This window comes from Haladaptatus sp. AB643, assembly GCF_024136975.1.
Taxonomy (GTDB): domain Archaea; phylum Halobacteriota; class Halobacteria; order Halobacteriales; family Haladaptataceae; genus Haladaptatus.
The window spans coordinates 1-12,920 of sequence record NZ_JAMYJW010000018.1 but is presented as its reverse complement, the minus strand read 5'-3'; the positions used below and the strand labels follow the sequence as shown (position 1 = coordinate 12,920).

The window sequence follows — 12,920 nt, the reverse complement described above, 5'->3', positions numbered from 1 at the left end:
TTTGCTTTCTCCGGATGGTATGCGCGCTATAACAGGATTAGCTACTACTACCTAATAAAGATATGGCTGTATATATTTAGTTATCAATGTATGATAGTTCTCAAAATCATGGGTGTATTTTAGAACTCAAATATTGAAACGAACATCCCTTCGAATCGTCTCGAACGTTCGACATCTAAACTTGTCTACTTGTTCACGAGGCTGAAAGAAGAAAGCGGAGCACCGTGATGTCACGAAACTAATCTACTCGGATGTCGTGTCCGAACAAATCACGGCCGGTTTGAGAACTGTTAAGGTACGTCCATCGCCACTTTCGAGCGTGCAATCGCCCTCGAATTCGGCAGGCCTCGTCGTGCTTGTGTTGGTGATGCTCCCCTTCGCGGCGGCGGCCGTGACGCCGCTCGTCTACCGCGTTCTCCGCGACCGAACCGCCTACTACGCGGCGGCGGTGGCGCTCGCGTGCTTCGGGATGGTCGCCAGCCTGCTCGGCACGAACGCCTCCGTTTCCTTCCCGTGGATTCCCTCGCTCGGAGTCTCGCTTCGCTTCTACGTGGACGGACTCTCGCTTCTCATCGGATTCCTCGCCAGCGGCGTCGGCGTCCTCATCCTGACGTATTCCGGACGATACATGGACGGCGAACCGGGGAAGGCGAAGTATTACACTACACTGCTGGCGTTCATGGGGTCGATGCTCGGCGTGGCGTTCGCCGCCGACCTCATCTCCCTGTTCGTCTTCTGGGAACTGACGAGTCTCACGTCGTTCGTCCTCATCGGCCACTACTCCGACCGACCGTCGGCACAGTACGCCGCGCGGAAGTCGATGCTTATCACGGTCGCCGGTGGGCTGTTCATGCTGATAGGGTTCCTCCTCATCCACAACGTAACCGGGACGTACGCGATGTTCGGACCCAACGGAATCCTCACGCCTGCAAACGTCGCCAACGCGAGCGAACAACTCCACTCGAACGGGTTGTTCGTTCCCGCACTCGTGCTCATCGCGGTCGGTGCGGCGGCGAAATCCGCGCAGGTACCCCTCCACATCTGGCTGCCGAACGCGATGGAAGCGCCGACGCCGGTGTCGGCGTTCCTCCACTCCGCGACGATGGTCAAGGCCGGTGTCTACCTCGTCGGGCGATTCCGTCCGCTGTTCCTCCCGGAGGAGGTTCACGCGATTCCGGACTGGATGTTGCTCTTTGCGATCCTGGGGTTGGTGACGATGACCGTCACGGCCATCCTCGCCGTCGCCGCGACCGACATCAAGGAACTGTTGGCCTACTCGACGGCGAGCCATCTCGGACTCATCATCGCCGGATTCGGTTTCGCCTCCGAGTTCGGGGCCGAAACCGGCGCGTTCCACATCCTCAACCACGCGATGTTCAAGGCGGCGCTGTTCCTCGTCGCGGGTATTATCGCACACGAAGCGGGGACCAGAACGATCGACCATCTCGGCGGTCTGTGGCGTGACCTTCCGATTACGGCGGCCGTCACGGTCATCGCCGCCCTCGGAATGGCTGGCGTCCCGCCGTTCAACGGGTTCTACTCGAAGGAACTGCTGTTCGAATCGGCCTACCACGCGGCTCACGTTCACGGCGGCCTCGCGTGGTTGTTCCCCGTCGTCGCCGTCTTCGGGAGCATCTTCACGTTTCTGTACTCGGTGCGGTTCATGATGCTCTTCTTCGGCGAGAAACCGACGGGATTGGGCCACGTCCATCGTCCGCCGCTCGCCATGCTGGTGCCGCCCGTCATCCTCGGTATCATTGCGGCGCTCATCGGCCTCGGCGGCGTGACCGACACGTTCGGTATCGCACCGACCGCGCTCGATCACTTCGTCGGGACCGTCGTGGAAAGCGTGCTTCCGCCGGGGCCGGGCGGACACGTCGAAGCGGTTCATTTCAGCTACCACCTTCCGACCGCCGTCACGCCGGCCGCCGTGATGAGCGCAGTCACCATCGGTCTCGGCCTCGTCACGTACCCGTACTACGACGACCTCCACGAGGGGGTGAATCGCCTGCTCGCCATCGACCCGCTCCGCGTGAACTGGTGGTACGACAACGCGGTGGACGGACTGAGCGATCCGCGGGTGGCGACGACGCTCCACACTCGAAGTGCGCCGCTCCGAACCTACGCCGTCTGGCTCTTCGCGACCATCGCCGTTCTGACGCTCGGCGCGTACGCCGCGGCATCGTCGTCGATCCCGGCGATTTCCGGGGCCGTGGTGACGCTCCCGACCATCTTCGTTTTGTTCGTGGCCGTGGTCGCGGCGGTGGCGGTCACCGTCGCCGACTCGCACATCGCGGGAGTGCTCACGCTTTCGGTGATGGGGTTCATGGTCGCGATATTCTTTATCCTCGGACGCGCGCCTGATCTGGCGCTGACGCAACTGATCGCCGAGACGCTCATCCTCGTCATCTTCCTGCTTGTACTGGAGAAGCTCCCGGCGTATTATGGGAGGATCGATCGCTGGACGGCGACGCGGGACGCCATCGTGTCCGCAGCCGTGGGATTCACCGTCTTCCTGACGGTTCTGTTCACGACCGCGGCGAATCCGAAGGAGGGAATCGCTTCCTTCTTCGTCGAACGTGCGGGCGTCCCGAAATCACACGGTACGTTCCTCTTCGATTACGGCGGTGGCTCGAACATCGTCAACGTCATTCTCGTCGACTTCCGTGCCTTCGACACGATGGGTGAGATCAGCGTCATCGCGATGGCCGCACTCGCAGTCCTCACGCTGATCGCCATGCGAGGACGGGGTGAGATGCAATGAGCGACGAAGCCGACACGACGGTCATCACCCGGACCGTGACGCGGACCGTCGTTCCGCTGATCCTCGTGACGGCCATCGCCTTCCTCCTCCAAGGTCACAACCTCCCCGGAGGGGGATTCATCGCGGGAGTCATGACCGCCACGGCGGTCGCTCTCATCTACGTCGTCTTCGGTCAGGCCTTCCTCGAAACGGACATCATCGCGGGGTCGACCGTCGGGCGGGACGGGACGCGCGAAGTGGGGACCCGACAGGTGTCGGCGTTCCTCACAGTCTTCGCGCTCGGCCTCGCGATAGCCGCGGGGGGCGGACTCGTTCCCATCCTGTTCGAGGCACCGTTTTTGACCCAAGCGGTGGTGTTCATCGAGCATCTCCCGATCGTTCACGACATCGAATTAACCAGCGCCTTCGTGTTCGATTTCGGCGTCTATCTCGTCGTCGTCGGGGCGCTCCTGACCGTGCTCGCGGTGGTGGGGGCCGAATGATGGCTTCGGAACTCCTCATGGCCGCCGAACCCCAACGACCGCAGTTCTTCGTCGCGCTCGTCTTGGGCACCCTGTTCGCCGTCGGGACGTTCCTGATCCTCCGGCGTGACGTCGTTCGAGTCGTCTGGGGGCTCACCGTCTTCAGCCAGGCGACGAACGTCTATCTCATCTCGATGGGTGGGTTCTCCGGTCACGCTCCCATCCTCGAAGGTCACGGCGGGGGGTCCGGCGTGACCGACCCGCTCGTTCAGGCACTCGTCCTGACCGCCATCGTCATCAGCTTCGCCACGACGACGCTGGCGCTCGTGCTAACCTACCGCGCCTACCAGGAGAACGGAACGATCGATACCACGATGCTAGGAGGAAACAATGACTGATACGATCATCGTAGCGCCGCTTTTGATACCGCTCTTCACGGCCATCGCCACGTTGTTGGCCCGTCGACGCCTCCGTTTGCAACAGGGAGTGAGCCTCCTCGGAAGCGTGGCCTACCTCGTCGCCGTCGCAGTACTGTTCGCCCGCGTCGTCCTTCCAGTCGGTTCGACGCCGCGCGTCCTCGTCTACCAGGTATCGAACTGGCCCGCGCCGTTCGGTATCTCGCTCGTCGCCGACGCGCTGTCGGCGTTCATGCTCGTCATCGCCGCAGTCGTCACGCTCGCCGCGCTCGTCTTCGCCGTCGTCTCCATCCAGCCCTACGGCCAGCGTCTCTCGTTTCACTCGCTCTATCACTTCCTCGTCCTGGGCGTCACGGGGTCGTTCCTGACGGGCGACGTGTTCAACCTGTTCGTCTGGTTCGAGGTCATGCTCATGGCGAGCTACGTCTTCGTGCTGTTCTACAGCGGACCCGAGCACACGCGGGCGGCCCTCTCCTACGTCGTCCTCAACCTCGTCGGGAGCGCGGTCATGCTCCTCGGCATCGGCGGCCTGTACGCCACGACCGGGACGCTCAACATGGCCGACCTCGCCCGTCGTCTGTCCGATCCTGCCACGTACGGCATCGACGTCGCTCCCGTACTGGGACTCGCCGCCCTGTTGTTCGTCGTGTTCGCGCTCAAGGCGGGGTTGGTGCCGCTTCACTTCTGGGTCCCCGACGCATACGCCGTCGCACCGACACCCATCACCGCCGTACTCGCTGGCGTCGTGAAGAAGGTCGGCATTTACGCGATCATCAGACTCTACTTCACCGTCTTTTCGACCGCGTCGCTTCCGGTCTTCGAGTCCGTCCTCCACGGGACGTCGATGCTCTCGTTCTTCGCCCCCGTCCTGTTCGTCACCGGGGCCGCGAGCATCATCTACGGCGGCCTCGCGGCGGTCGGCAGCGACGACCTCGACCGGTTGCTGGCCTACTCCTCCATCGGGCAGGTCGGTTTCATCGTCATGCCGCTCGCGGTGGCGGCCGCAGTTTCCGATCCCGAGTTGCGAGTGCTCGGCGTCGTCGCGGCGCTCGTTTACTCCGCGGCCCACGCGCTGGCGAAGAGCCTGCTCTTCCTCACCAGCGGCGTCGTCTCGGCGTCGTTCGGAACTTCGTCGCTCGACCAGCTCGGTGGAGTGGCGTCGTGGCGGCCGTCCCTCGCGGGCGGCGCGTTCGTCGGGATGCTCGCCCTCGTCGGCATCCCACCCCTTCTCGGGTTCTTCGGGAAGCTGTTCGTGTTCAACGTGGCCGTGCGGGTTCTCACGACGAATCCGGTCGGCGGCCAACTCGTGCTCGCCGTCACGCTCGTCGGCGCGGTCCTCACTATCGCGTACACCACTCGGCTATGGAACGCCGTCTTCTGGGGCACCCAGACGCGTTCGACGACCGGTGTCATCTCCCGACGGCCTCTCGCGATTCAGCTAACCGTCGTCGTGAGTCTCGCGGCACTGGTGGTCGCGTTCGGCCTCGGTTTCCAACTGGTATCCGTCGCCGCCCACGCGGCCGCTCAAGCGGCCACCGATACAGGTGCCTACGTTAACGGCGTGGGGTTGATGGAGGTGAGTCGATGAGGCGTCGGTGGATGTTACAAGCGGTCGCGCTCGCCGTCCTGTGGATGTTGGTTCGCGGTGCGACGCTCACGGTTTCGGGATTCGTGACGGAGTTCGTGCTCGGACTCGGGGTCGGTCTCGTCATCTCCTACTCGCTCCGTCGATTTTACGCTCCCAGAAGCCCGCTCGTCTGGCGTCCTCGAACCCTTCGATACGTCCTCGGCTACGTGTGGACGTTCGTCAAACAACTGGTCGTCTCCAACCTCGACGTCGCACGACTCACCCTCTCGCCGTCGATGCCCATTGAACCGACGGTCGTGGAGGTCCCGCTCAGGGTTCGCAGCGACGTCGCCATCACGACCATCGCCAACAGCATCACGCTCACTCCCGGCACGCTCACCATCGACTACGACGAGGAGGACCACTCCCTCTCCGTTCACAGTATCGACGGCGACAGGGAGTCGCTCGTCGAATCCGTCCGAACGTGGGAGGACTACGCGTTCGTCATCTTCGGCGAGACGCCGACACCGATACCGTCCAGGAACGAGTGGGCAGGAGGGCAGGACGATGACTGAACCCACGATGATCGCACAGGCCTACGACGCCGTGCTCACCATCGCGCTCATCCTCACGAGCGTGCTCACGCTCGCCTGTAGCTACCGGGTCATCCGCGGGCCGACCGCCCCCGACCGCGTCGTCGGATTGGAGACCGTGGCAACGAACGTCGTCGCCATCGCGGTGCTCGTCGCCCTCCTGGCCGACCGTGGGTTCTACGTGCTGATCGCGCTCGAACTGGCCATCGTCGGCTTCGTCAGCACGATTGCCGTCGCCAAGTTCGTCATCGGGGGTGACGTCATCCGATGACTTCGCTCGCGTTCGCCCTACGGCTGGTGGAAATCGTGCTCGTCACCGTGGGCTGTTTCTTCCTCACGGTCGGGACCATCGGACTCATCCGACTCCCCGACGTGTACAATCGGCTGCACGCCACGACGAAGTCGACGACGCTCGGCGCGGCGTCCATCTTCCTGGCCGGTGCCGTCCACTTCGGTCCGTTCGGGCCGGACATCCCCTCCCTCGTCGGCATCGTCTTCCTGTTCATCACGGCACCGACCGGCGCGCACATGATTTCGCGGTCGGCCCGAAAGATGGACGTGCCGTTCTTCGACGTCGAGGACGGGAAAAACGGGAAGAGCGAGAACGAACGGGACGGGTGAGAAAAGCGGAAAGAGCGAGAGAGAACGGAAGAACGCCTACGCAAACTTCGGGAGGAGGAAGAATCGCACCGTGAGATCGAGAATCCCGGTGAAGACCGTCACGAGCATGATGACCGTTCCGTACCGTAGCCAGTAGCGGAACGTGATCGGGTCGCCGTGACGCTCGCTGATTTTGACGGCCACGACGGTCGCGGAGGAACCGATGTAGGTTGCGTTCCCACCGAATCCGGCACCCATCGCGAGCGCCCACCAGAGTTCGTTGCCGTGGAGACCGAGTTGCGAGTTCATCGAGTTGATGACCGGAATCATGGCCGCCGTGAACGGGATATTGTCGACGATACCCGAACCGACGGCCGAGAGGAGCAGCACGACGATGGAGGCCGAGTAGTGGCTCGTGCTCAGGCTCGCGATCGCCTTCGCAACCGTCGTGAGGACGCCAGTTTTGGCGATCCCGTCGACGACGACGAACAGTCCCGCGAAGAACAGGAGCGTCGTCCATTCGACGCGGGAAACCATCTCTTCCATGTCCTGATTGGCGATGAGTAAGAGCAACGAAGCGCCAGCCAGCGCCACGGTCGCCGGTTCGAGACCCGTGATACCCTGCAGGGCGAACCCGACGGTTACGAGGACCAGAACTCCGAGGCTCCGGTAGAGGAGTCCCCAGTTTTTGACCTGCTCACGCGGTTCGTGGTCGAGGATGCTGTTTTCGGTGGTACGTTCCCGGATGGTCTCGTTTGCCTCCTCGATTTTGTCCGAGAGGTAGTAACGGAAGGCGATGAGCGTGAGCACCATACTCAGGAGGACGACGGGCAGCAGATTATAGAGGAAATTGACGTAGGTGAGCCCTGCCGCGCTCCCGATGATGATGTTCGGCGGGTCGCCGACGAGGGTTCCGACGCCGCCGATGTTGGCGAACGTCGCCTCCATGAGCAACACCGGTTTGGCGTCCACGCCGAGGTCGTCACAGATTCGCAGCGACACCGGCGCGACGAGGAGCACCGTGGTGACGTTGTCGATGGTCATCGACCCGATGGCGGTGAGGACGCTGAACAGCACGATCATGTAGTAGTAGTTCCCGCGAGAGACCTTCGCGGCGTACACCGCAAGCGCCTCGAACAGGCCGGTCTCTTCGAGAATTCCGACGATAAGCATCATCCCGAGCAGGAGACCGATGGTGTTCCAGTCGATGGCGGTGATGACCTCCTCCTGCGAGAAGTAGTCGAAGATGATACCCAACAGCACCATCGCGGCGGCACCCGCCATCGCGACGGTGGAGCGGTCGATACGTTCGCTGATAATAAGCGCGTACGTGAGTATGAAGACGGTTACTGCCGCAATAAGACCGTAATCCATCAACGGTCACCTCTATCGGCGACCACATCTACTTCGCTTCCAACAGACGGTGCCGACGTGTTCGAACAATAACGGGATACACGTCGGCCCCGGTATGCACTATCCATCATGCTGTGTTTGATTCGGTTTTCATCCCCTAAATGTACCGATTTTAGTCACTGGAGCGCGATACGAACCCGTTTTCGAGAACAATCGTTACGATTCGTTGCTTCGAGCGTCGTCCCACAGCTGTCCTTTTTCCGAGAAAATGAGAGGTTCCGATGCGATCTTCCGGTCGGTCAAAAGCGTCAGTCGTCGTCGGAGTCGGCCGGATCCTCGATATGGATCACCAGGACGGGTACGGTGGCCGACCGGACAACGTGTTCGGTCACGCTGCCCGAGATGACGCGACCGATTCCGGTACGCCCGTGGGTTCCCATGACGATGAGGTCGATGTCGTGTTCGTCGGCGTACTTGACTATCTGCTCCGCCGACGAACCGGAGATGACCGTCCCCTCGGCCTCGACTCCATCGTCCTCGGCCTGCTTGACGACCCGATCGACGATGTCCTCCCCCATCTCCTTGAACTCGTCGTCGACGCTGATCGAACTGACCGACGACGGGAGCGTGTCCGCGTCCACGGTGTGGAGGACGTGGAGCTTCCCGCCGTCCTGTTTGGCCTGGTGGATCGCGTGTTCGACCGCTTTTTCGGAGACGTCGCTTCCGTCCGTCGGAACCAACACGTTGTCGTACATACTGGAAGAATAAACCGGCTGGTTGAAGGAAGTATCGGTGAACGAGACTCAACGTCGGTCGAGTCGGGGAGGCTCGTCGGCACGACGGACGAGCGCTCGAAACAGCGAAAATCGCCCTCGGGGGATCAGTTTCGAAGTCGGACCGCACCCTTCCGGAAGACGAGATGGTTGGGAATGATGAACTCCTCGCCGTCGTTTTCGATATGAGTGACGAACAGATCTACCTCCTGGACGATGCCCTGATTTCCGGCGACACGGATCTCGTCGCCGATGCCGTAGGGCTGGTTGAGCAGGAGATAGATTCCCGCCGCGGAGGAGCGGAGGAGATCCCAGAACGCCACCGCGCCGAAGACGATGGCGGCGACGACGTACGCGCCGAAGAGGACGAGCAAGGTCATCACCGCGATGCCGATCTGGCTCAGTGCGATGAGCGAGGCGATGTAGACGATGCTGTACTTGACGATTCGGGGGATGACGTTGACTTCGGGGAGTTTGACGCTCCGGAGTCGCTCGCTGACGAGCAGTTCGGCCTTGTCCGCAACGATGAACCCGATGATGAACACGAGTGCCGCGACGAACAACTGCGGTGTGAAGAGGATTATCTGCCAGAAAAGTTGCGTGCTCAGCGGTAGTTCGGCCGTGTTGAGCGCGAGAAGGATCGTGACGCCGTAGATGAACCACGACGTGAGACGGGCGATGAGCGAAACCGTCGTGGTGCCGAGACTTCGGGCGGTGCGCTCGAACGGCGTCCCCTCCACGACTTCGTGGAGTCCTGCGGCACGGAGGATACGCATGTTCAATCGACCGAGCAGATACCCGGCGATGCCACCGACGATGAGGATGAGGATGGCGAGGACGATTCGATACTCCTGTTGGAGGAGTACCTGCCATTCCGCGGCCATCTAATAAGCCTCCGGGTCGAGTTCCAGAATTATCTCACCGCCCTTGAACGCCCGAACGAGCCCATCACTCTCCGAGAGGACGATGGCCGTTGCGTTCGTATCGCGCGTGATCGCACCGCCCGCCATGTGGCGTGCTCCGAGTCCTTTCGGGATGTCCACGCCCTCCGCCGACGGTTCGAGGTAGCGGTACGCCGAGACGATTTTGCCCGAATCGGAGATGACGAACGCGCCGTCGAGTCGGGAGAACTCCTTCAGCATGACGTTCACGATGGGGTCCCCGACGTGGACGTGGCTCTTCTCGAACGGGTTGTACGACAGCGGGCGGGACTTGTTCATCACTTTGCCCGCGTCGCCGACGATGAACAGCGCACCGACGGGTTTCCCTTTCTGTCCCTTCTTCCCCAGTTCGATGGCGACTTCGAACACGTCGCGGATGACGCCGGGGTCGGCCCGCGAGTTGGCGAACAGGTCGTAGATCCCCGAGTGAACGTCCTCGTCCGCCCTGGTCTGGGTGACCGTATCGAGTCCGTCACTGAACATGCTCGCCACGCAGGTCAGTTCGTCACCGTCCTCCGCGAATCCGTTGTCCATCGCCCCCTCGATACCGAACCGGATGCGGTCTTTGACACTGGTGAATTCGAGCGGCAGTTCCACGAAGTTGCTCGCGCCGACATTGTTGCTCGGCGCGACGACGACCACGTCCGTGTCGTCGAGTTCCGCGAACCGTTCGTAGTACGACCCGCTCGGAGAGAAGAGAAACACTGCGTCGACACCCCCGACGAGGTCCTCCAGAAGTTCGCTCAGGCTAGCCATTACAGAATGCCACTCAATCCCCGGAGAAAAGGTTTGCGGGGGTATATGTCATCAGAAATCTCTTTTTACGGACGTGTCTCTCGTCGTTCACTGGAGATGTTTTGTCCATTTCCCCGAGTCCTCTGTTCGATTCGTTACATACCCATATCGGCGGCAGGGTCGGGAACTGGCAGGTCGTTCGGTCGAACGCCAAGCAGTTCCGCCACATGGTCCAACGCCATGTCGAATCCGTAGTAACGTTCGATTTCAGGACTGTCGGCCGTTTCCCTGACTTTCAGCATCCCGTACCCTTCGCGGTTCTGTGCGACCGCCGCGGTTTTTCCCTCGCGCGAGAATTCGAGGATGCGCTCGTTGTCGGTTTCGGAGTAGCGGGCCGTGATGTCGTCGTCCGAGAGCGTCGTCATGGTCGGCGGTTAGAAGGGGGGGCAGTCGAAGCTATCGGTTCCAACCCGAAAGCGACGTGAGCCTCGCCCCTCGATTGTCCCACATGACACGCTGGCACCAGAGCGGCACCCGCCGCGACATGTGCATCCTCCTCGCCGAGGCCGGGGAACTCCGCGGCCAGAAACTCAAGACGAGACTCGAATCACACTACGACAAACAACTCGACCCCAAGCGATACTACGCGACGCTGGAGCGCCTCGTCGAAAGCGGGCACGTGGAGCGACGGGTCGAAGGGCTGTACGACGTGTTCACGCTGACAGAAATCGGGGAACAACGGTTACGGGAGCAGTTCGAGTGGATGCGGGAACAGGTTGAGGAGTAGGGATTCGAGGTGCGGAAGACGGGGTAGTTTTGGTGGGCATGACTCCGGTGGTGACGGTGCCGAAGCGTTTCCGACTGAACAATAGCACACGAAAACCGACCGCAATTCGTAAACACCGAGATTACTCGCCTGCAAGTTCGCCCGCGAGTTCTTCGGCGACGGTGAGTCCAAGTTCGTCCTTGCTCCCGCTGTACTCCCGGACGCTGTTCGGCCGGACGAACAGCGTCCTCGTTTCCTCCTTCCCCATGACGCTCGCGTCGTTCGCGACGACGAACGAGAGGTCGACCCGTTCCAAGGTTTCACGGGCGGCGGCGACCATCGTGTCGTCGTCGCCGCTCGTTTCGGCCTTGAACCCGACGATGGGGAGGTCGGGATGTTCGTCCCGAACCGTGTCGATGAGTTTAGGAGTGGGATGCAAGTCGAGGGTGAGTTCCCGTCCCGACCGAATCTTTTCGTCCTCGTCGTCGGCGGTGTAGTCGCTGATGGCAGCGACGGAGACGAGGACGTCGGCCGGGAGTCCTTCGATGTGTTGGCGGACGGCGTCGAGCATCTCGGCGCTGGTCTCGACCTGCTCGACGGTGGCGTAGGGGACTGTCGGTCCGTCGTGAATCAGCGTGACGGAAGCACCGTAGACGTAGCAGGCGCGGGCGACCGCCCGCCCCGTCTTTCCGGAGGAGCGACTCGTGATGATTCGGACGGGGTCGATGGCCTCGCTGGTCGCGCCGCTGGTGATCACGACGCGCTTTCCGTCGAACAGATCGGGGGTGGTCGCGCGGGCGACGTCGAGCGCGATGGCGTCCTCGGTGGCGATCTTCGCCTTCCCTTCCTCGATTCTCGGGTCGACGAACTCGACGCCCCACGATTCGACGCGGTCGATGGCATCGAGGACGCCGGGGTGATCGTACATGGGTTCGTGCATGGCGGGCGCGATGACGACGGGCACGTCCGCGCCGAGCGCCGTGGTCGCGCACGTCGTGACGGGCGTGTCGTCGATGGCCCCGGCAATTTTCCCGACGGTGTTCGCCGTCGCGGGCGCGACGAGGAACACGTCGGCCCACCCTTCACGGCCACAGAGTTCGACGTGTTCGACTTTGCCCGTTATCTCGGTGACGACCGGGTTGTCTGTGGCGAACTCGACGGCCCACGGGTTGATGATGCCCTTCGCGCTCGGTGACATCACGGCCCGGACGTTCGCGCCGCGCCTGCGCAGTTCGTGTGCCAGTTCGACCACTTTCACCGCCGCGATACTTCCGGTCACCCCCAACGCCACGTTGACTCCGGTCAGCATTACTCGCTACTGGGTTGGGTACCCCGAAAAAAGTCACTGGTTCGATGGTTGCGTGAGTTTCGTTGCAGTCGTTGCGATGAAAGTTCAGAAACATCTGTTCGTTCGGTATGAAACGACTCCAACTCAGGAGCAACGAAGAAGGTTCGGAAAGCCCCCGTCCGTTCGCGGTTGTCTGAAGACGTTCCGGCTCCCTGCGTTCGCGGGCTGCGTCTTCCGTGGTCACCCTCGCTCCTTCGTCGCTCGCGTGACCGCTGCACGAGATATCCGCACGCTCAGCAACGCCCGTGCGGATAGTGGCTCGTGCAGACCACTACAGAAGCGCGAACGGCCGGCCCCTTTCATCCCACCCGAACAACCCCGCACCACGACAGCCACACCCTCCCCAACCGATTTGCTCGGTCGCTGGCGCTCCCTCACTCACCCCTCGCACGGAACGCCAGGCAGGCCCTCAGCCGACCGCTGGCTTCGGGACTGCTAGCGCGCGCGCCGTGCGGTTGATCGATAGCGCCCAGCCTGTCCTTCCGAGTGGCGCGCGCTGGCAGCGGTCCTGAGGACAGTGAGGTTTCGAAGAAACCTCTGGGTGAACAGTGTAATTGCCGAGCAACGCTCGGCAGTCAGCCGGACGAAGTCCGGCGAAATTGC

Annotated in this window: 14 protein-coding genes; 8 read left to right on the top strand and 6 right to left on the bottom strand. The window is 62.1% G+C overall.

From position 1 onward, the window contains the following. The first annotated feature begins 367 nt into the window (after positions 1 to 367). Genes mbhE through mnhG form a run of 7 tightly spaced genes read left to right on the top strand, consistent with a single transcriptional unit; the run spans position 368 to position 6,422 of the window. A complete protein-coding gene (gene mbhE / locus NKF25_RS23260; RefSeq protein WP_253229061.1) occupies positions 368 to 2,764 on the top strand; it encodes a hydrogen gas-evolving membrane-bound hydrogenase subunit E in 2,397 nt (798 codons plus the stop codon). Continuing rightward, entirely contained in the window at positions 2,761 to 3,246 is a 486-nt protein-coding gene (locus NKF25_RS23255) for an MnhB domain-containing protein (RefSeq protein ID WP_253229006.1), read from the top strand. The genes mbhE and NKF25_RS23255 overlap by 4 nt, the downstream gene beginning before the upstream one ends. Beyond that, a complete protein-coding gene (locus tag NKF25_RS23250) occupies positions 3,243 to 3,623 on the top strand; it encodes an NADH-quinone oxidoreductase subunit K (RefSeq protein WP_253229005.1) in 381 nt (126 codons plus the stop codon). Before NKF25_RS23255 ends, NKF25_RS23250 begins: the two co-directional genes overlap by 4 nt. Further along, positions 3,616 to 5,229: a proton-conducting transporter membrane subunit gene (locus NKF25_RS23245; RefSeq protein WP_253229004.1), complete on the top strand. Its 1,614-nt coding sequence runs from the start codon at positions 3,616 to 3,618 to the stop codon at positions 5,227 to 5,229. The genes NKF25_RS23250 and NKF25_RS23245 overlap by 8 nt, the downstream gene beginning before the upstream one ends. Continuing rightward, a complete protein-coding gene (locus NKF25_RS23240; RefSeq protein WP_253229003.1) occupies positions 5,226 to 5,783 on the top strand; it encodes a Na+/H+ antiporter subunit E in 558 nt (185 codons plus the stop codon). The genes NKF25_RS23245 and NKF25_RS23240 overlap by 4 nt, the downstream gene beginning before the upstream one ends. Beyond that, complete coding sequence (locus NKF25_RS23235) at positions 5,776 to 6,072, top strand: monovalent cation/H+ antiporter complex subunit F (protein ID WP_066147959.1); 297 nt, start codon at positions 5,776 to 5,778, stop codon at positions 6,070 to 6,072. Before NKF25_RS23240 ends, NKF25_RS23235 begins: the two co-directional genes overlap by 8 nt. Continuing rightward, positions 6,069 to 6,422, top strand: a complete 354-nt coding sequence (gene mnhG, locus NKF25_RS23230; protein ID WP_253229002.1) for a monovalent cation/H(+) antiporter subunit G — start codon at positions 6,069 to 6,071, stop codon at positions 6,420 to 6,422. The genes NKF25_RS23235 and mnhG overlap by 4 nt, the downstream gene beginning before the upstream one ends. A 36-nt stretch (positions 6,423 to 6,458) precedes the next feature. Here mnhG and NKF25_RS23225 read toward each other — a convergent pair whose 3' ends face one another. The 5 genes from NKF25_RS23225 to NKF25_RS23205 all read right to left on the bottom strand — a co-directional run bounded on the left by NKF25_RS23225 (position 6,459) and on the right by NKF25_RS23205 (position 10,628). Next, entirely contained in the window at positions 6,459 to 7,775 is a 1,317-nt protein-coding gene (locus NKF25_RS23225) for an ArsB/NhaD family transporter (protein ID WP_253229001.1), read from the bottom strand. A gap of 287 nt (positions 7,776 to 8,062) precedes the next feature. Then, entirely contained in the window at positions 8,063 to 8,509 is a 447-nt protein-coding gene (locus NKF25_RS23220) for a universal stress protein (protein WP_253229000.1), read from the bottom strand. Positions 8,510 to 8,634: 125 nt separating this feature from the next. Then, complete coding sequence (locus tag NKF25_RS23215) at positions 8,635 to 9,411, bottom strand: mechanosensitive ion channel domain-containing protein (RefSeq protein ID WP_253228999.1); 777 nt, start codon at positions 9,409 to 9,411, stop codon at positions 8,635 to 8,637. After that, a complete protein-coding gene (dacZ, locus tag NKF25_RS23210) occupies positions 9,412 to 10,224 on the bottom strand; it encodes a diadenylate cyclase DacZ (RefSeq protein ID WP_253228998.1) in 813 nt (270 codons plus the stop codon). 134 nt (positions 10,225 to 10,358) lie between these two features. Next, positions 10,359 to 10,628: a hypothetical protein gene (locus NKF25_RS23205; protein WP_253228997.1), complete on the bottom strand. Its 270-nt coding sequence runs from the start codon at positions 10,626 to 10,628 to the stop codon at positions 10,359 to 10,361. 83 nt (positions 10,629 to 10,711) lie between these two features. Between NKF25_RS23205 and NKF25_RS23200 the strand changes: the two genes are divergently transcribed. Further along, positions 10,712 to 10,990, top strand: coding sequence for a helix-turn-helix transcriptional regulator (locus NKF25_RS23200; RefSeq protein WP_253228996.1), 279 nt, complete (start codon positions 10,712 to 10,714; stop codon positions 10,988 to 10,990). Positions 10,991 to 11,111: 121 nt separating this feature from the next. Here NKF25_RS23200 and coaBC read toward each other — a convergent pair whose 3' ends face one another. Beyond that, on the bottom strand, positions 11,112 to 12,278 hold the full coding sequence (gene coaBC, locus NKF25_RS23195) for a bifunctional phosphopantothenoylcysteine decarboxylase/phosphopantothenate--cysteine ligase CoaBC (protein WP_253228995.1): 1,167 nt from the start codon (positions 12,276 to 12,278) through the stop codon (positions 11,112 to 11,114). Positions 12,279 to 12,920 lie beyond the last annotated feature (642 nt).